The 18,383-nt window shown below is 72.4% G+C and carries 16 protein-coding genes; 6 read left to right on the top strand and 10 right to left on the bottom strand.

From position 1 onward, the window contains the following. Positions 1-30: 30 nt before the first annotated feature. Positions 31-2,805, bottom strand: coding sequence for a GNAT family N-acetyltransferase (locus ACIA8O_RS38180; protein ID WP_396298671.1), 2,775 nt, complete (start codon positions 2,803-2,805; stop codon positions 31-33). Between the two features lie 204 nt (positions 2,806-3,009). On the opposite strand from ACIA8O_RS38180, the gene ACIA8O_RS38175 reads away from it, so the two are divergent. Further along, positions 3,010-3,288: an HPr family phosphocarrier protein gene (locus tag ACIA8O_RS38175; RefSeq protein WP_396298670.1), complete on the top strand. Its 279-nt coding sequence runs from the start codon at positions 3,010-3,012 to the stop codon at positions 3,286-3,288. 65 nt (positions 3,289-3,353) lie between these two features. On the opposite strand, the gene ACIA8O_RS38170 is transcribed toward ACIA8O_RS38175, so the two are convergent. Next, positions 3,354-4,274 carry a glutaminase gene (locus tag ACIA8O_RS38170; RefSeq protein ID WP_396298669.1) on the bottom strand — a complete coding sequence of 307 codons (921 nt, stop codon included), beginning with the start codon at positions 4,272-4,274 and terminating at the stop codon, positions 3,354-3,356. 79 nt (positions 4,275-4,353) lie between these two features. Between ACIA8O_RS38170 and ACIA8O_RS38165 the strand changes: the two genes are divergently transcribed. From ACIA8O_RS38165 to ACIA8O_RS38155, 3 genes are all read left to right on the top strand, one after another. Further along, positions 4,354-5,076, top strand: a complete 723-nt coding sequence (locus tag ACIA8O_RS38165; protein ID WP_396298668.1) for an AzlC family ABC transporter permease — start codon at positions 4,354-4,356, stop codon at positions 5,074-5,076. Beyond that, complete coding sequence (locus tag ACIA8O_RS38160) at positions 5,066-5,380, top strand: branched-chain amino acid transporter permease (protein WP_396298667.1); 315 nt, start codon at positions 5,066-5,068, stop codon at positions 5,378-5,380. Before ACIA8O_RS38165 ends, ACIA8O_RS38160 begins: the two co-directional genes overlap by 11 nt. A gap of 92 nt (positions 5,381-5,472) precedes the next feature. Continuing rightward, positions 5,473-6,291 (top strand): hypothetical protein, encoded by an 819-nt coding sequence (locus ACIA8O_RS38155; protein WP_396298666.1) that lies wholly within the window; start codon positions 5,473-5,475, stop codon positions 6,289-6,291. A gap of 4 nt (positions 6,292-6,295) precedes the next feature. Here the strand turns inward: ACIA8O_RS38155 and ACIA8O_RS38150 are convergent, their stop codons facing one another. The 3 genes from ACIA8O_RS38150 to ACIA8O_RS38140 all read right to left on the bottom strand — a co-directional run bounded on the left by ACIA8O_RS38150 (position 6,296) and on the right by ACIA8O_RS38140 (position 10,504). Then, complete coding sequence (locus tag ACIA8O_RS38150; RefSeq protein ID WP_396298665.1) at positions 6,296-7,489, bottom strand: RtcB family protein; 1,194 nt, start codon at positions 7,487-7,489, stop codon at positions 6,296-6,298. A 298-nt stretch (positions 7,490-7,787) separates the two neighbouring features. After that, positions 7,788-9,173, bottom strand: coding sequence for a M16 family metallopeptidase (locus ACIA8O_RS38145; RefSeq protein WP_396298664.1), 1,386 nt, complete (start codon positions 9,171-9,173; stop codon positions 7,788-7,790). Next, positions 9,170-10,504, bottom strand: a complete 1,335-nt coding sequence (locus tag ACIA8O_RS38140) for a M16 family metallopeptidase (RefSeq protein ID WP_396298663.1) — start codon at positions 10,502-10,504, stop codon at positions 9,170-9,172. Before ACIA8O_RS38140 ends, ACIA8O_RS38145 begins: the two co-directional genes overlap by 4 nt. Positions 10,505-10,773: 269 nt before the next feature. On the opposite strand from ACIA8O_RS38140, the gene ACIA8O_RS38135 reads away from it, so the two are divergent. Continuing rightward, a complete protein-coding gene (locus ACIA8O_RS38135; RefSeq protein WP_396298662.1) occupies positions 10,774-13,227 on the top strand; it encodes a DNA topoisomerase (ATP-hydrolyzing) subunit A in 2,454 nt (817 codons plus the stop codon). A 68-nt stretch (positions 13,228-13,295) separates the two neighbouring features. Here the strand turns inward: ACIA8O_RS38135 and ACIA8O_RS38130 are convergent, their stop codons facing one another. From ACIA8O_RS38130 to ACIA8O_RS38115, 4 genes are read right to left on the bottom strand one after another with little or no spacing between them, the layout of a single operon-like run. Further along, positions 13,296-13,994 (bottom strand): hypothetical protein, encoded by a 699-nt coding sequence (locus ACIA8O_RS38130; RefSeq protein WP_396298661.1) that lies wholly within the window; start codon positions 13,992-13,994, stop codon positions 13,296-13,298. 47 nt (positions 13,995-14,041) lie between these two features. Beyond that, a complete protein-coding gene (locus ACIA8O_RS38125; protein WP_396298660.1) occupies positions 14,042-14,530 on the bottom strand; it encodes a hypothetical protein in 489 nt (162 codons plus the stop codon). 28 nt (positions 14,531-14,558) lie between these two features. Beyond that, positions 14,559-15,998, bottom strand: a complete 1,440-nt coding sequence (locus ACIA8O_RS38120; RefSeq protein ID WP_396298659.1) for a putative T7SS-secreted protein — start codon at positions 15,996-15,998, stop codon at positions 14,559-14,561. Further along, positions 15,998-16,291 (bottom strand): WXG100 family type VII secretion target, encoded by a 294-nt coding sequence (locus ACIA8O_RS38115; protein WP_396298658.1) that lies wholly within the window; start codon positions 16,289-16,291, stop codon positions 15,998-16,000. The genes ACIA8O_RS38120 and ACIA8O_RS38115 overlap by 1 nt, the downstream gene beginning before the upstream one ends. Positions 16,292-16,443: 152 nt before the next feature. On the opposite strand from ACIA8O_RS38115, the gene ACIA8O_RS38110 reads away from it, so the two are divergent. Then, entirely contained in the window at positions 16,444-17,346 is a 903-nt protein-coding gene (locus ACIA8O_RS38110) for a sucrase ferredoxin (RefSeq protein WP_396298657.1), read from the top strand. On the opposite strand, the gene ACIA8O_RS38105 is transcribed toward ACIA8O_RS38110, so the two are convergent. Further along, complete coding sequence (locus tag ACIA8O_RS38105; protein ID WP_396298656.1) at positions 17,339-18,379, bottom strand: ABC transporter substrate-binding protein; 1,041 nt, start codon at positions 18,377-18,379, stop codon at positions 17,339-17,341. The genes ACIA8O_RS38110 and ACIA8O_RS38105 overlap by 8 nt on opposite strands. Positions 18,380-18,383 lie beyond the last annotated feature (4 nt).

Below are 18,383 nucleotides of genomic sequence, written 5' to 3'. Positions count from 1 at the left end.
GCGTCCGGAGTCGGACACAACCTAGGAAGGTTACAGGGTGCTCATGGCGCGCGGCCCCAGATCGCTGCGGACCGGCAGCGGCGCGATCCGCACCCGGGCGGCCAGCACGGCCAGTCCGCGCGGGGCCACCACCACCGGGTCGAGGTCCACCGAGGCCACCTCCGGCAGGTCGTCCACCAGCCGGGACACCCGCAGCAGCAGCTCCTCCAGGGCCCCGGTGTCCACCGGCTCGGCGCCCCGCCAGCCGAACAGCAGCGGGGCCGCCCGGACCTCCCGGACCAGCGCCGAGACGTCCTGGTCGGTGGCCGGGACCAGCCGGTGCGCGACGTCCCCGAGCAGCTGGGACGGGGCGCCGGCCAGGCCGAAGGAGAGGATCGCGCCGACCGCCGGGTCGACGGTGGCGCCGATCACGGTGTCCACCCCGCGGGCGGCCAGCCGCTGCACCACCAGCCGGGCCCTGGCCGCGCCGCCCAGCAGCGCGTCCAACTCCCGGAACGCGCGCCGCAGTCCGGGCTCCCCGGCGAGGTCCAGGCGGACGCTGCCCAGGTCGGCGCGGTGGCGCAGGTGCTCGGCGGTGGCCTTGAGCGCGACGGGGTAGCCCAGCGCGGCGGCCGCCCGCAGGGCGCTCTCCTCGTCGGGCGCGGGCAGCGCGGGGTGGACGTCGATGCCGTAGTGGCCGAGCAGTTCGGCGGCCTGCTGGTCGGAGAGCGTGACCCTCGCCCCGCCGGGCTGGGTCCGGGCCGCCACCGCCTCCCTGGTCTGCAGCGCGGCCTCCACCAGGGCGCGGGCCCGGTCCTCGGTGATCCGGTCCAGCTCGGGCACCCGGGCGGTCTGCTCGGCCTCGGCGGTGCGGCGGCGCCAGTCGGCGTAGCCGACCGCCCGGGCCAGCGCGTGGACGGCCCGCTCGGGGGCCGGGTAGGCCGGGATGCCGGCCACCTGGAGCCGCTCGGGCAGGTCGGTCAGCGCCAGGTGGGCGAGCAGCAGCGGCTTGCCCAACTCCCGTGCCCGTCCGGCCACTTCGATCAGGGCCTCGGCGAACTCCGGTTCCTGGGCGCCCCGTTCGGTCGGCGGGCGGTGGGTGGCGATCGGCGGGATGGTCACCGCGATCACCGCGTCCACCGCCGGGTCGGCCAGCGCGGTGTCCAGGGCGATCCGGAAGTTCTCGCCGGTGGCGCCGGTGGTCAGGTCCACCGGGGTGCGGGGGCGCAGGCCCGCGCTCAGGCAGGCGTCGTGGGTGAGCAGCCCGAGCGAGTCCGAGTTGCCCACCACGGCGACCCGGTCCCCCGCCGGGAGCGGCTGGAAGGCCAGCAGCTCCCCGGTGTCGAACAGCTCGGTGATGGTCTCCACCCGGACCACCCCGGCCTGCTGGAACAGCGCGTCCACCGTCTCGTCCCGCAGCCCGCTGGAGGCCGGCTGCACGGCGTGGCCGGGCGGCAGGCTCCCGGTGTGCCGGGCCCCCTTGACCACCACCACCGGCTTGCTGCCGGCCAGCCGCCGGGCGATCCGGGTGAACTTCCGCGGGTTGCCGAAGGACTCCAGGTAGAGCAGCACCACCTCGGTGGCCGGGTCGTCCTCCCAGTACTGCAGCCAGTCGTTGCCGGAGACGTCGGCACGGTTGCCGACCGAGGCGAAGGAGGAGACCCCGAGGCCCCGGCGGTGCGCGGTCTCCAGCAGCGCCACCCCGATCGCCCCGGACTGGCAGAACAGCCCGAACGGGCCCCGGCCGGGCAGCGCCGGGGACAGCGAGGCGTTCAGCGGGCTCCCGGGGTCGGTGTTCACCAGCCCGAAGGCGTTCGGCCCGATCACCCGCATCCCGGCCGCCCGGGCCTGCCGCACCAGCGCCCGCTGACGGTCCCGCCCCTCCGGGCCGGTCTCCGCGTACCCGGCGGTGACCACCACCAGGCCCTGCACGCCGTGCGCCCCGCACTCGGCGACCGCCTGCGGCACGGCGGGCGCCGGGACGGCGATCACCGCCAGGTCCACCGGGCCGGGGATCTCCAGCACCGAGCGGTGGCTGGGCACGCCGTCGATCGGGGTGCCGGGCTCCGCGTTCCGGTTCACCGCGTACAGCTCCCCGGAGAAGCCACCGGTCCGCAGGTTGCGCAGCAGCGAGCGCCCGACCGACTGCGGGTGGCGGGAGACCCCGATCACCGCGACCGAACGGGGCGTCAGCAGCCGCTGCACCGAACGGGCCTCGGCCCGGTGCTCGCGGGCCCGCATCACCGCGAGCGCGGAGTCGGTGGGCTCCAGGTCGAACTCCAGGTGCACCACGCCGTCGGCGAAGGAGCGCCGCTGGACGTAGCCCGCGTCGGTGAAGACCTTCACCATCTTCCGGTTCTCCGGCAGCACCTCGGCCTGGAAGCGGCGGATGCCGCGCTCCTGGGCGACGGCGGCGATGTGCTCCAGCAGCGCCGAGGCCACGCCGCGGCCCTGGTGCGCGTCCTGCACCAGGAAGGCCACCTCGGCGTCGGTCCCGGTGGTGGAGGGGCGGCCGTCCGGGTCGATCCGGTCGTAGCGGACGGTGGCGATGAAGCGGTCCCGCACCACGACGGCCAGGCCCACCCGGTTCACGTAGTCGTGGTGGGTGAAGCGGCGGACGTCCTTGTCGGAGAGCCGGGGGTACGGCGCGAAGAACCGGAAGTACTTCGACTGGTCCGAGACCTGTTCGTAGAACTCCACCAGCCGCTCGGCGTCGGCCTCGGTGATCGGGCGGATCCGGGCCGTGCCGCCGTCGCGCAGCAGGACGTCGGCCTCCCAGTGCTGGGGGTAGCTGTGCTCGTCGCCGTGCGGCGCACCGTCTTCCACAGCGTCAGGTTAGACGCTCCCGCCCTCCGCCGAGCAGGCCTCTCACCCCGGTGGCCCGGCGAGCCTCACCGGCGCCGCGGGTGGTCCCGGGCAGGGTGGGACTTTGGCCACGAAACGGCCCCGCAGCGGCGCGACCTCGCCGTTCGCGTGCGACACTGGTCTAGACAACCCAGCTCCACCAGCACCACCTGAAAGGCACGTCACATGGCTGAGCGCCGCGTCACCATCGGTTGGGCCGAGGGCCTGCACGCCCGTCCCGCCTCCGTCTTCGTCCGGGCGGCGACCGCCGTGGGCGTGCCCGTCACCATCGCCAAGGAGGGCGGCAACCCGGTCAACGCCGCCTCCATGCTGGCCCTGCTGGGCCTCGGCGCCCAGGGCGGCGACCCGGTCGTCCTGGCCTCCGACGCCGACGGCGCGGACGAGGCGCTGGACCGTCTGGCGAAGCTGGTCCAGGAGGGCCTGGACGAGCTCCCCGCCGCCTGACGCACCATCGGAAGGGGCGCACCACCGGACCGCCGGTGGTGCGCCCCTTCTCGCGTCTCCGCCCCTCAGAACACCGACCACCCGGTGGCCGTGGTCAGCGCGTCCAGCGCCGCCACGCCCAGCACCGAGTTCCCCGCCTGGTCCAACCCCGGGCTCCACACGCAGACCGCGCCGCGCCCCGGCAGCACCGCCAGGATCCCGCCGCCCACCCCGCTCTTGCCCGGCAGCCCGACCCGGAAGGCGAACTCCCCCGCCGCGTCGTACGTGCCGCAGGTGAGCAGCACCGCGTTCACCCGCTTCGCCTCGCTCCGGCTCAGCAGCCGCGACCCGTCCGCCCGCACCCCGTGCCGGGCCAGGAACCGTCCGACCAGCGCCAGGTCCCGGCAGCTCGCCGTCATCGCGCAGTGCGCGTAGTAATGCGCCAGCACGCTCTCCACCGGGTTGCGCAGGTTCCCGTAGCTGGCGATGAAGTGCGCCAGCGCCGCGTTCCGGTGCCCGTGCCGGGCCTCCGAGGCGGCCACCGCGTCGTCCACCTCGATCGCGTCGTTGCCCGACTCCGCGCGCAGGAAGTCCCGGACCGCACCGACCGCGTCCCCGGTCAGCTCCAGCAGACGGTCCGTCACCACCAGCGCCCCGGCATTGATGAACGGGTTGCGCGGGATGCCCTGCTCGGTCTCCAACTGCACCAGCGAGTTGAACGGATTGCCCGAGGGCTCCCGGCCGACCCGCCGCCACAGCGCGTCGGCGTCCTCCCCGCCCTCGGCGAGGGCCAGCGCCAGGGTGAACAGCTTGGACACGCTCTGCACCGAGAACGGCGTCTCCCAGTCCCCCGCCCCGAACACCTCACCGTCGACGGTGGCGATCGCCATGCCGAACGCCGTCGGGTCGACCGCCGCGAGGGCCGGGATGTAGTCGGCCGGCCGGCCGCGTCCGGGCGCGCTCAGCGCGGTCGCCATCGCCTGGTGCAAGAGCTGCTGGTAGTCCACCCGGCCATTGTGCGAGCACCCGTCCCACCAGTCGAAATGCCGTTCGCATTCGGACGGCTGCACCGCCTACGGTGCCGGGATGACCGCCACCGCACCGCCACCCGCACCACTGCCCGCGCCGCCGCTCGTCCCGCCCCGCGACGCCCTCCGGGACACCCTCGGCGTGGGGATCGGGATCTTCCCGCTCGGGCTGGCCTTCGGCGTGCTGCTCACCCAGAGCGGCTACGCCTGGTGGTGGGCGCCGCTGTTCTCGGTGCTGATCTACGCCGGCTCGGTGGAGTTCCTCGCGATCGGCCTGCTGATCGCCGTCACCCCGCTCGCCTCGCTCGCCATGACCACCTTCCTGGTCAACTTCCGGCACGTCTTCTACGGGCTCTCCTTCCCGCTGCACCGCGTCCGGGGCCGGCTCGGCAAGGCCTACAGCGTCTACTCGCTGACCGACGAGGCCTACGCCCTCACCGCCACCAAGCCGGCCGAGACCCTCTCCTCGGGCTACGTGCTCGGCATCCAGGCGCTCTGCCAGGCCTACTGGGTGACGGGCGGTCTGCTCGGCGCCCTGCTCGGCTCCGCCCTCCCGGCCGGCCTGGAAGGGCTGGAGTTCACCCTCACCGCGCTGATCGCGGTCCTCGCCGTCGAGGGCTACCGCGCCACCCGCGACGTCCCCGGCCCGGTCCTCGGACTGCTCTCCGCCCTGACGGCCCTCCTGGTCGCCCCCGACCAGCTGCTGGCCGTCGCCCTCGGCCTCTACGTCGCCGCCCTCGCCGTCCGCCACACCCTCAGGAGCCGCCGCCGTGCCCAGTGACCGCTACCTCCTGACCGGCCTCCTGGTGATGCTCGCCGTCACCCTCGCCCTCCGCGCCGCACCCTTCCTGCTGCTCGGCCGGCTCCGCGACTCCCCCTTCCTCACCTACCTCTCCACCGCCATGCCCGCCGGCGTGATGGTCATCCTCGCCGTCTACACCCTCCACGGCACCACCACCGCCACCGCGCTCCCCGCCGCCGCCGGCCTGACCACCACGGTCGGCCTCCAACTCTGGCGGCGCAGCGCCCTGCTGAGCGTCCTGGCGGGCACGGCGGTCTACATGACGGCCCTCCAGCTCGGCTAAGCGGACAAATCGCCTTTAGCAAATCCATCTGATCGGATGGTCTGACTCGATTTCAGAAATGCTGCACGCCATCGGCGTCCAACCTGAATGCCATGAACGACTTCGATCTCCAACGCCCTGAGCACGCCTACATGTTCGGCTTCATCCAGGCGGATGGACACCTCCACCTGGGCCCCGGCAACAAGGGGCAGTTGTCGGTGGAGCTGTCCGCCCGAGACGCACCGCTCCTGGAGGAGTTCCAGCGGCTCTGCCCCTACAACAGCTCGATCAGATACCGCACCCGCGACACCAACTTCGCCACCGAACACACCTCGGTCGTATGGACGGTCTGCGCCCGCGAGTTCCGCGAAACGCTCCGAGCGCTGGGCCTACCACCCGGCCGAAAGTCGGACAGCATAGCGCCGCCCACGGTTCCGCACTCCGAACGCGACTACCTGCGCGGCCTGGTGGACGCCGACGGCTCACTCGGTCGGACCGGGCGGGACCTGCCCTTCATCGGCCTCACCACCAAGAGCGATGTGATCGCTGCTCATTTCGGGGCCTACGCCGAGCGGATCACCGGCCTCCGACGCATCGTCAACCGCAACGCGCGTGACGACATCTACAACATCTGCATCACACGGGAGGATGCCGTCGCGATCACCAGCGACCTCTACTACCCGGGCTGCCTGGCCCTGCCGAGGAAGGTCGCTGCGGCACAGCGGGTGACGACTTGGATCCGGCCTGCCAACGTACGGAAGGTCAGTCGCCGCTCCTGGACCGTCGAGGAGACCGAACTCCTCCTCGCCACACAAGACCCGGAGCAAGCCGCAGTGCTGCTGAACCGCTCGGTCCAGAGCTGCAAAATGCGCCGCTGGCGGATCCAGGGACCGAAAAAGGCCGGGGCGCTCTCTCCTCGCACCCCGGCCTGATCCGTCAGCCCTTCACACAGACGACCTGCTTGAGCTGGGCGACGACCTCGACGAGGTCACGCTGCTGCTCGATCACCTTCTCGATGGACTTGTATGCTCCCGGGATCTCGTCCACGACACCGCTGTCCTTGCGGCACTCGACGCCCCTGGTCTGCTCCGCCAGGTCCTGCGCGGTGAACTTCTTCTTCGCCGCCGTCCGGCTCATCTTCCGGCCGGCGCCGTGCGAGGCCGAGTTGAAGGCCGCCGCGTTGCCGAGGCCGCGGACGATGTACGAGCCGGTGCCCATCGAGCCCGGGATGATGCCGTAGTCACCGGAGCCGGCCCGGATCGCGCCCTTGCGGGTGACCAGCAGGTCGACACCGTCGTACTGCTCCTCCGCCACGTAGTTGTGGTGGCAGCTGATCTCGTTCTCGAACGAGACCTTGGCCTTCGGGAACTCACGCCGCAGCACGTCCTTGAAGAGCGCCATCATCACGGCGCGGTTCTTCTTGGCGTACTCCTGCGCCCAGAACAGGTCGGAGCGGTAGGCCGCCATCTGCGGGGTGTCCGCGATGAACACCGCGAGGTCGCGGTCGACCAGGCCCTGGTTGTGCGGGAGGCCACGGGCCACACCCATGTGGTGCTCCGCCAACTCCTTGCCGATGTTGCGCGATCCGGAGTGCAGCATGAGCCATACCGAATCGGACATATCGACACATACTTCCGCAAAATGATTGCCGGCGCCCAGCGTCCCCATCTGCTGCATGGCCCGCTCACGCCGCCACTTCACCTCGGAGGCGACACCGTCGAAGCGCTGCCAGAAGTCGTCCCACCCCGCCGTCGCGAAGCCGTGCAGCTTGCCCGGGTCGACCGGGTCGGAGTGGAGCCCACGCCCCACCGGGATGGCCTGCTCGATCTTCGACCGGAGCCGCGAGAGGTCGTCCGGCAGGTCCTTGGCCGTCAGCGAGGTCTTCACCGCGCTCATCCCGCACCCGATGTCGACGCCGACCGCCGCCGGGCAGACCGCGCCCTTCATGGCAATGACCGACCCGACCGTGGCGCCCTTCCCGAGATGGACGTCCGGCATCACGGCGAGACCGTGGAGCCACGGGAGGGAGCTGATGTTGCGGAGCTGCTGCATCGCGGCGCCCTCGACGGTCGAGGGGTTGGTCCACATCCGGATCGGGACGCGGATGCCGGGGACTTCGGTGTACGACATGGTGAACGACCTCCACGGGTCGGCTGGTTCAAGCGTAAGGAGAACGAGCTGCCACGCGAAGCTTCCGGCGTGGCTCGGGGAAGACCGAGGGGCTCAGAGAGCCGCACAGGGGAAGTACGGCCTCGGGGAGCCGGTTCGTCGCTCGACCCGCATGGTGACCGCCTCCTCTCCCGTGCTCGATGGCCGCCCGTGTGGCGACGGGAGCAATCTAGCCACAGCAGCCGACAGCAGCACAACGAAATTAAAAACGGCCCGGCGGAGCCGAAGGGGCTCCACCGGGCCGCGAGCCGACGGGGCGTCAGCTGACGACGGTGACCTCGCCGATCCCCAACTCCCGGACCGCGTCGGCGAACGCGGAGGCGTCGCCGACCAGCACGGTGACCAGCCGGTCCGGCGGGAAGGCGGCGACGACGGCCGCGGTGGCGGCGTCGGTGCCGAGGGCGGCGAGCTGCCGGTAGACCTCGGCCTGGTAGTCGTCGGGCAGGTACTGCTCGACCTGGTCGGCCAGGGTGGCGGCGACGGAGCCCGCCGTCTCGTACTTGAGCGGGGCGACCCCGACCAGGAACTGCACGGCCTCGTCGCGCTCGGCGTCGGTGAGGCCCTCGGCGGCGAGGGTGCGCAGGATGGTCCAGGTGTCGGCCAGGGCGGGGGCGGTGGAGGCGGTGTCCACCGAGCCGCTGATGGCCAGCAGGGCGCGGCCGGTGCCGGCCGCGTTGGAGCGCAGCGGCTGGGCGAAGGCCCGCACGCCGTAGGTGTAGCCCTTCTCCTCGCGCAGGACGCGGTCCAGGCGGGAGGTGAGGGTGCCGCCGAGGCAGTAGGTGCCGAGGATCTGGGCGGCCCAGTCGGGGTCGTGGCGGTCGGGGCCGATCCGGCCGATGAGCAGCTGGGTCTGGACGGAGCCGGGGCGGTCGACGATGACGACGCGTCCGGTGTCGTCGGCGGTGACGGCGGCGTGCTCGGTGGTCGCGGCGGGGGTGCCGGCCCACTGGCCGAGGGTGGCCTCCAGCAGGGCGGGCAGGTCGATGCCGGTGAGGTCGCCGACCACGACGACGGTGGCGGTGCCGGGGTGCAGGTGCTCGGCGTAGAAGGCCTGCACGGCGGCCCGGGTGATGTTCTTGACCGTCTCGGCGGTGCCGCTGCGCGGGCGGGAGAGGCGGTCGGCCTCCTCGAAGAGTTCGGCGTAGAGGGCCTTGGCGGCGCGGCGGGCCGGGTTGGCCTGCTCGTGCTGGATCTCGTCGAGGCGGTTGGCGACCAGGCGCTCGATCTCGTCCTCGGGGAGGGCGGGGGCGCGCAGGGCGTCGGCGAGCAGGCCGAGGCCGCGCTCCAGGCGGGAGGCGGGGACCTCCAGGGAGACCCGGATGCCGGGGTGGTCGGCGTGGGCGTCGAGGGTGGCGCCGGCCCGCTCCAGCTCGCCGGCGAACTGCTCGGCGGTGAGGGTGTCGGTGCCCTCGCTCAGCGCCCGGGCGAGGATGTTGGCGATGCCGTCGAGGCCGTCCGGCTCGGCGGCCAGCGGGGCGTCCAACTGAACGTCCACGGCGACGAGTTGCTGGCCGGGGCGGTGGCAGTGCAGCACCGTGAGGCCGTTGCCGAGGACGGCCCGCTCGGGGGCGGGGAAGGCCCACGGGGTCGGGTCGCCGGCGGTCGGCTTGGGGTGGAAGGTCATGGTGGGGGTGGGGTCGGTCATGCCGCCGCCTCCTCGTCCTCGGTGTCGGCAGCGTCGTCGGTGGTGGTGGGCTCGTACACCAGGACCGCCCGGTTGTCCGGCCGCAGGCGGGCGGCGGCCACGGCCTTGACCTCCTCGGCGGTGATGTCGAGGACCTTGCCGAGCGCCTCGTTGAGCAGCTTGGGGTCGCCGAACAGGACGGCGTAGCGGCAGAGTTCGTCGGCGCGGCCGGCCACGGTGGTGAGGCGGTCGAGCCACTCGCGCTCGATCTGGGCCTGGGCGCGCTCCAGCTCCTCGGCGGTGGGGCCCTCGGCGGCGAAGCGGGCGAGCTCCTCGTCGACGGCGGCCTCGATCCGGTCGAGGGTGGCGTCGCCGGAGGTCTTGACGTCGAGCCAGCCGAGCGAGGGGGCGCCGGCCAGGCGGAGCAGGCCGAAGCCGGCCGAGACGGCGGTGCGGTCGCGGCGGACCAGCCGGTTGTAGAGGCGGCTGGACTCGCCGGAGCCGAGGATGGTGAGCGCCAGGTCGGCGGCGTCGGCCTCGCGGGTGCCGTCGTGCGGCAGGCGGTAGGCGGCCATCAGGGCGCGGGAGGGGACATCCTCGTGGATGAGCTCGCGGACCTCGGCGCCGATGGTCTCGGGCAGGGTGCCGTCGCGCGGGGGCTGCTTGCCGTCGTGGGCGGGGATGGTGCCGAAGTACTTCTCGACCCAGGCGATGGTCTGCTCGGGGTCGAGGTCGCCGACGATGGAGAGCACCGCGTTGTTGGGCGCGTAGTAGGTGCGGAAGAACGCGCGGGCGTCCTCCAGGGTGGCGGCGTCCAGGTCGGCCATGGAGCCGATCGGGGTGTGGTGGTACGGGTGGCCGTCGGGGAAGGAGAGCGCGGTGAGCTTCTCGAAGGCGGTGCCGTAGGGGACGTTGTCGTAGCGCTGGCGGCGCTCGTTCTTGACGACGTCGCGCTGGTTCTCCATCGAGGTGTCGTCGAGGGCGGCCAGCAGGGAGCCCATCCGGTCGGCCTCCAGCCAGAGCGCGAGCTCCAGTTGGTGGGCGGGCATGGTCTCGAAGTAGTTGGTGCGCTCGAAGCTGGTGGTGCCGTTGAGCGAGCCGCCGGCGCCCTGGACCAGTTCGAAGTGGCCGTTGTTGGAGACGTTGGCGGAGCCCTGGAACATCAGGTGCTCGAAGAGGTGGGCCAGGCCGGTGCGCCCCTTCACCTCGTGGCGGGAGCCGACGTCGTACCAGAGGCAGACGGCGGTCACCGGGGTGAGGTGGTCCTCGGAGAGCACCACGCGCAGGCCGTTGGCCAGTCGGTGCTCGGTGATGGCGAGGCCTCGGGTGGAGGCGGGGGCCGGGTTGGCCATGCTGGGTCCTTCCCGTCTTCGGTCGGTCGCGGTCCGGATGGCAGGTCCGGAGGGGCAGGGAATTGCCGTTCCCCATTCTGGTCCAACGCACGGCGCGTCCGGTTGTGCCCGCGCCAACGGGGCGTTCGCCACGGGCGGAAGCGGGTTCGGGGGGAGGGGGTTGACGGAGGCTGTCAGCCTTAGGGTTCACAATGGGGGGCGCCGTACCCCGGCGCCGAGCCCGGACGTTTACCGAAGTACCGTCAGAGACGCAAGGGAGCCAAGCCGCGATGGCCCGCCGCAGTTCGCCCACCCCGCCGCCCGGAGACTACGAGGAGCGCATCCTCGACGTGGACGTGGTGGACGAGATGCAGGGCTCCTTCCTGGAGTACGCCTACTCGGTCATCTACTCCCGCGCCCTGCCCGACGCGCGTGACGGCCTCAAGCCGGTGCACCGCCGGATCCTGTACCAGGCCAACGAGATGGGCCTGCGCCCGGACCGTGCGCACGTCAAGTGCGCCCGCGTGGTGGGCGAGGTGATGGGCCGTCTGCACCCGCACGGCGACGCCTCGATCTACGACTCCGTGGTCCGGATGGCACAGCCGTTCTCGATGCGGCTGCCGCTGATCGACGGCCACGGGAACTTCGGTTCGCTGGGGAACGACGACCCGCCGGCCGCGATGCGGTACACCGAGTCGCGGCTGACGGCCGCCTCGATGGCGATGGTGGAGTCGATCCACGAGGACACCGTCGAGTTCGGGCCGAACTACGACGGCAGCGAGCAGGAGCCGACGGTGCTGCCGTCCGCGTTCCCGAACCTGCTGGTGAACGGTGCCACCGGCATCGCGGTCGGCATGGCGACCAACATGCCGCCGCACAACCTGGCCGAGGTGGTGGCGGCCGCCCGGCACCTGATCAAGCACCCGCAGGCGGACCTCGAGACGCTGATGCGCTTCGTGCCGGGTCCGGACCTGCCGACCGGTGGCCGGATCGTCGGCCTGTCGGGCATCCGGGACGCGTACGAGTCGGGCCGCGGCACCTTCAAGATCCGGGCGACGGTCTCGATCGAGGCGGTGACGGCCCGTCGCAAGGGCATCGTGGTCACCGAGCTGCCGTTCAGCGTCGGCCCGGAGAAGGTGATCGGCAAGATCAAGGACCTGGTCGGCGCGAAGAAGCTCCAGGGCATCGCCGACGTCAAGGACCTGACGGACCGTGAGCACGGTCTGCGCCTGGTCATCGAGGTGAAGAACGGTTTCGTTCCCGAGGCGCTGCTGGAGCAGCTCTACAAGCTGACGCCGATGGAGGAGACCTTCGGCATCAACAACGTGGCGCTGGTGGACGGCCAGCCGCTGACGCTGGGCCTGAAGGAGCTGCTGGAGGTCTACGTCGACCACCGGTTCACCGTGGTCCGGCGGCGCAGCGACTTCCGCCGCCGCAAGCGCCAGGAGCGGCTGCACCTGGTCGAGGGCCTGCTGGTCGCCCTGGTGGACATCGACGAGGTCATCTCGATCATCCGCTCCAGCGACAACGCGACGCAGGCCAAGGAGCGCCTGATGGAGCGCTTCTCGCTGTCGGAGACGCAGACCGCGTACATCCTGGACACCCCGCTGCGCCGGCTCACCCGCTTCGACCGGGTGGAGCTGGAGGACGAGCAGGCCAAGCTGCTGACCGAGATCGCGGAGCTGACCGAGATCCTGGAGTCGGACAGCAAGCTGCGCAGCGTGGTCTCCGGCGAACTCGCGGCGGTGGCGAAGCAGTTCGGCACCGAGCGGCGCACCGTGCTGCTGGAGGCCGGGGCCGCCCCGTCCGCCTCGCTGGCGGTGCCGCTGGAGGTCGCGGACGACCCGTGCCGGGTGCTGCTGTCGGCGACGGGCCTGCTGGCCCGGACGGCGGACGGCGAGCCGGTGGAGTTCTCCGAGTCGCGCTCCAAGCAGGACGTGGTGGTCTCGGCGGTGCCGGCCACCGCGCGGGCCGACGTCGGTGCGGTGACCACGGCGGGCAGGGTGCTGCGGCTGCCGGTGATCGACCTGCCGGCGCTGCCGCCCTCGCCGTCGTTCTCGCTGGCGGGCGGCGCCGCGGTGGGCGAGTTCCTCCGGCTGGAGGACGGCGAGCGGGTGATCGCGCTGACCACGCTGGACGAGTCCTCGCCGGGTCTGGCGCTGGGCACCGTGCAGGGCGTGGTGAAGCGGGTGGTGCCCGAGTGGCCCGCCAACAAGGACGAGTTCGAGGTGATCGCGCTCAAGGACGGCGACCAGGTGGTCGGCGCGGTGGAGCTGCGGACGGGCGAGGAGGACCTGGTCTTCATGACCTCCGACGCCCAGCTGTTGCGCTACCCGGCGGGCCAGGTCCGCCCGCAGGGCCGCCCGGCGGGCGGCATGGCCGGCATCAAGCTGGCGGACGGCGCCCGGGTGCTCTCCTTCACCGCGGTGGACCCGGCGGCGGACGCGGTGGTGGTCTCGGTGGCCGCGGCCTCGGGCACGCTCTCCGGCTCCGAGCACAGCAGCTGGAAGGTCACCGCCTTCGAGCTCTACCCGCGCAAGGGCCGTGCCACCGGCGGTGTCCGGGTGCAGCGCTTCCTGCGCGGCGAGGACGGCCTGGCCTTCGCCTGGGCCGGCCCGGCCCCGGCCCGCGCCTGCACCGCCAACGGCACCCCGGTCACCCTTCCGGAGCGGGACCCGCGCCGCGACGGCTCGGGCACCCCGGTCACCGGCACCATCGCGGCGGTCAGCGGGCCGACGGCCTGACGACGGTGGACGGGAGGGGCGCCGGGTCACCGGTGCCCCTCCCGCCGTGTCGTGGGTGCGTCAGCCACTCATCCGAAGGCCGCCGTCATCCTGGCCGCCGTCTCCCCGGCCGGCTGCCCCGGGACGGTGGCGGCCACCGGCTCCTCGTCGAGACGGCGGACCGTCTCCGCGGTCTGCGACAGCAGGGCGACATAGTCCGGGAGTTCGGGCAGCGACGGGGTGCTGAGGGCGAGTACCAGGAGTGTGCCGAGGTCCGGCAACGGGACGTAGGCGTCGACCCGGGCCAGCACGATCGGCTCCGGGCGTTCGGGGGCGTCCGCCGGGCCGATCTGCCACTCCACCGCGGAGAAGGACACCACCGCCGGACCGGCCTCGACCTCGACCCGCTGCACGTCGTTGCTGGGGTTGAGCGAGAGCGTCTCCTCCAGGGTGGCGACGATCGTCTCCAGGTCACCGGCCTCGATCGGGTCGGTGCGGGCGATCAGCGAGGCGCTGCTGATCCGGTCGTCCTCGGTGGCGAACATGGCCACACCCGCGTAGATCGCGCCGTCCTGGGCCGCCGCCTCGGCGATGTCGGCGTACAGCTGCTGGACCCCGGAGCGCTGGTCGGCGGTGCCGCCGGACCAGATCTCGCAGGCGAGCTCCTCCAGGTGGGCCCAGCGCGCGGCCTCGTCCAGGTGCATGGCGAGGTCGTGGAAGTGCACCGGCACCTCGAAGGTGAACCCCCGGTCCGGGACGTTCGGTGCGGTTGACTGCTCGGTCGTCATCGGCCGATTTCCTGTTCTCCTGACCGCTGCGGCCTCACGGCCGGTGGTCAGCCCTGGTGGTGGACGTTGCGCAGTTGGACGGTCTTCCCGGCCGGCTGCCAGCCCGGCAGGCCGGCGCGCTGACCCGCCGTCAGGATGCGGTCGAGCGGAAGGGTGCCGAAGTCGTCCCGGGTGAGGTACCAGTACGGGAGTGCGGCGAGCGGGCGGTACTGCCCGTCCCAGCGGACGGCGCTCCCCGGGTGGCGGGCGAGGCGGTCGAGTTCGGACCGCAGCTCCGCCAGCTTCCGGTCGAGGTGAGCCTCCCAGAGGCCGCCGTCACGGCTCCACTCCCGGCGGAGCCGGCCGGGGCCCACCGCGCGCTTCAGGACCGCGCTCGCGCCGAACCCCGGGCCCTTCATGCCCTGGTGGTCGAGGAGCATGAGCACCGTCGCGGGTGCCGTGCGCAGCGCCAACCACAGCGGGATCACGATCCACTGGGCGAAGAACCACAGCAACAGGCCCGTCCTGGAGCGGGGTTCACCCTGGATGAAGTTCACTTCTCGTCACCGTCCTCGGTCCTGGGGGTCATTCGCCGGAGAGCAGCGTGCCGACGCTGTTGATGATGCCGACCCCGCTGCCGACCACCTGCGGGCCCCGGGACCACCAGGAGAGCGGGTCCAGGCTGCCGTCGGCGCGGATCGCCGCCTGCAGGCCGGGGAGGCTGCGTAGCCCGGGGGTGCGGGTGACGATGTCGCTGAGGCGCTTCTCCTTGAAGGAGGAGGCCATGTTGTCGGCGACGTGCTTCTCCCAGGCCAGCGCCACCCGGTTGCCGATGCCGGGCTTGGCGACGAAGTCGACGCCGTCCTGCACCGCCTCGCCGCCGATCCGGCTGATCCTGGGCAGCGCGTGCACGGCGTCGCCGGCCTTGTCGGCGATCCGGGCCGCACCGTTGACGCCGTCGATGACGTCGACCGCCCGGGTGACCTTCTGGCCGTTCTCGATCACCTCGGCGCCCACCTTGGTGACCACCTTGGCGCTGCCCTTCATGGCGACCCCGGCGAACTTGCCGAACGGGACGACCCCGAGGCCGTCACCGATCAGGTCCATCGCGCTCACCTTGGCCCCGCCGAGCTTGGCCAGTCCGTGGGTGGCCAGCGCACCGGCCGACATCACGCCACCGGCCAGCGCCAGCGCGCCGGACAGCGGCGGGAACCAGAGCGTGCAGAGCGCCAGCACGCCCAGCACGGTGGACGCGACGCCCATCCAGTCGCCGATCTTCTTCAGCAGGTCGGCGTGCTTGGTGGCCCACTCCTTGATGGCGTGGCCGGCCCGCTTGAGGGAGTCCTTGAACCTGTCCCACATGCTGGTCTCGGGGGCGTTCTGGTTGGCCTTGCGGAGCGCCTTGGCGATCTTCGCGGCGGAGTCCTGGTGGTCCTCCTTGAGCTCCTTGGCCTGCTTGACGATGGCCTCGAAGGCGTCCTTGGCGTCGTCCAACGCGCGCTTGGCGCCGTCCAGTTCGTCCCCAGCCCGGGTCAGCTCGCGCTGGGCGGTGTCGATCCGGTTCTGGGCGTCCTGGAGGGCCGCGTCGTCGGTGTAGACCTGGCCGGCCAGCCGGAAGGCGGGGGCGTCGGCGGCCGAGTTGTAGCGGGTCCTGGCCCGGTCCTTGGCGGCCTCGCACTGCTCGCAGCGCTGCTTGGCGGCCTGCGCCTCGCTCTCGTACTTGCGCGCGGTGGCCTGGTAGGAGAGGAGCTGGCCGTGCCAGGCGTCGAGCTGGCGGGCCGCGGTGCGGATGGCGTCGTCGCTGTCGCGGAGCATCGAGGGCAGTTCGCCGACCTTGCCGGCGAAGGCGGTGGCCGCGTCGCCCTGCCAGGCGCCCCCGGTCCGGGTGAGCGAGGAGAGGCTCTGGTGGGCGCTGGAGAGCGCGGAGGCGGCGGTGTTGAGGCGGGTGACCAGGGCGTCGACGTTGCCGGGGTTGCCGGGGGCGGGGTCGAAGCCGAGGGCCGGGAAGTCGGCGGCGTCGCTCATCACTTGCCTCCGGCGAAGGCGTCGCGGATGGCCTGCTCGGTCTCCTCGTAGGCCTGCTTGGTGAGCTTCAGGCCTTCCTCGATCTGCTGGGTGCCGTCGGCGATCTTCTTGATCGCGTCGTCCCAGCTGTCGTGGAACTCGTCGCAGGCGTGGTCCAGCGCGGTGCTCCCGGTGGTCTTCGGGCCTGTGTCGCGCATGGCGTTGAGCGCGGTCCGCATCTCGTCCTGGCTGCGGTGCAGATCGGCGATCAACTTGTCCAGGCGGCCGGTCTCGACCTTGAACTGACTCCCCACAGGTCCCCCCACGCATCAGCTCACACATTCGTGCGAATACGGATCAGCATAGCCAGCCCTCCATTCCGGGGTGCGATGCCCCTACAGGGGGACTGACGGACCCGGGGCGTGGTCCGTGCGGCCCGGAGGTGGGGAAGCGTAGCCTTACCGGCGTGAGCACCTGTGCGACGCTGTCCCGCGAACTGACCGAGCCGTTGTCCGCGACGGCGGCGACCGCCACCACCTGGCTGCTGGTGGAGCAGGTCGGCCCGTGGGGCGCGAAGGCCCTGGCGGAGAGCCACCTGGACCCGGCGGTCGGGCGGGCCCTGGACGCGGCGGCCGCGGACACCGGGGTGCGGGTGGCGCTGATCCGGCGGCCGGGGCGGCACGCGGACTGCCTGCCGACGGCCCGGCACGAGGTGGTCGTGGCGCACACCGCCCCCGGCCGGTCCTGGGTGCGCCGCACCAACGTGGCCGATCCGGCGGAGCTGCTGACCCTGGACTTCGCCGCGCTCGGCGCGGGCGAGCACGGCGGCTTCGGCACCGAGCACCGCGGCGACCCGCTGGCCCTGGTGTGCACCAACGGCCGCCGGGACCGCTGCTGCGCGCTGCTCGGCCGCCCGCTGGCGGCCGAGCTGGCCGCGGCCGGCCACGCGGAGGTCTGGGAGGTGACCCACCTGGGCGGGCACCGCTTCTCCCCCACCATGCTGGTGCTGCCGTTCGGCTACGCGTACGGGCGGCTGAGCCCGACCGCCGCCAAGGAGGTGCTGGCGGCGACCGCCGTCGGGCACGTGGTGCCGGAGTTCTCGCGCGGCCGCTCGTACTGGGACCGGCCGGGCCAGGCCGCCGAGCAGGCGGTGCGGCTGCTGACCGGGGAGACCGCCGCGGACGCCCTGACGGTCGGTCAGGAGCGGCACGGCGAGGGCTGGCGGGTGACGGTCCGTCACCAGGACGGCCGGGCCTGGCTGGCCGAGGTCGCGGCCGGCGTCAGCGAGCCGCCCCGGGCGGAGAGCTGCGGCAAGGCCGCGGCCACTCCGTCCCGGATGGACGTCACCTCACTGGGTCCGGTCACCTGACCTTGGAGACGAACTCCGTGGTGTAGGTGCGGGCCAGGTCGATCGACCCCTCCTTGCCCCGCACGTCCGGGTGGAAGGCGCCGAGCACCGCGAGCACGGTCTTCGGCCCCTCCGGCGGCATCACCCCGTCGGTGGTGAACATCGGCAGGGTGGCCTTGATCGCCGCCGCGTACTGCTCGGCGCCGCCCTGGGCGTAGTCGGCGGGCATCCTGGCGGCGATCTCCTCGGGGGTGTGGGTGTTCATCCACCGGAGGGTCTTCACGAAGGCGTTCGCCAGCTTCTGCACGGTCTCCTTGTTCTGCTGGACCCAGGCGGTGTTCATGTAGAGCGAGGAGGAGGGGTAGAGGCCGCCGAGGGCGGCGCGCGAGCCCTCGGGGGTGCGCATGTCGTAGAGCACGGTGCCGATCTGCTTGGCCAGGATGTTCGCCACGGTGGGGTCGGTGGTCATCCCGGCGTCGATCGAGCCCTGCTGCATGGCGGCGATGAAGGTCTGCCCGGCGCCGACCGCGATCGGGCTGAACTCGCTGACGGCGACGCCGTTCTTGACGGCCAGGTACTTGGTAAGGAAGTCGGTGGAGGAGCCGATGCTGGTGACGCCGAGCTTCTTGCCCTTGAAGTCGGCGCCGCTGCGGATCGCCCCGGCCTGCTTGGCCGAGACCACCTCCACCTCCCCCGGTGCCTGGGAGAACTGGACCACCGACTGCACCTCCTTGCCCTTGGCCTGGAGGTCGATGGTGTGGTCGTAGAAGCCGACGGCGCCCTGGACGTCCCCGGCGAGCAGGGCGGTGGTGGCGTTCACCCCGGCCGGCTCGCTGAGGAGTTCGACGTTGACCCCGGCCTCGGCGAAGTGGCCGAGCCGCTGGGTGAGCATGGCGGGCAGGTAGATCACCTTGTCCAGCCCGCCGACCATGATCTTGACCTTGGGGCCGTCGACCGCCGGGCCGGAGCCGGCGCTGTGCGAGGAGGAGGCCTCGTTGGCGCAGGCGGTGAGGGTGAGCAGCAGGGCGGCGGCGAGGAGAGCGGTTCTGCGCACGGGG

The organism is Kitasatospora sp. NPDC051853 (genome assembly GCF_044452665.1).
In the GTDB taxonomy this organism is placed as follows: Bacteria; Actinomycetota; Actinomycetes; order Streptomycetales; family Streptomycetaceae; genus Kitasatospora.
This window is presented reverse-complemented; position numbering and strand designations above follow the sequence as displayed.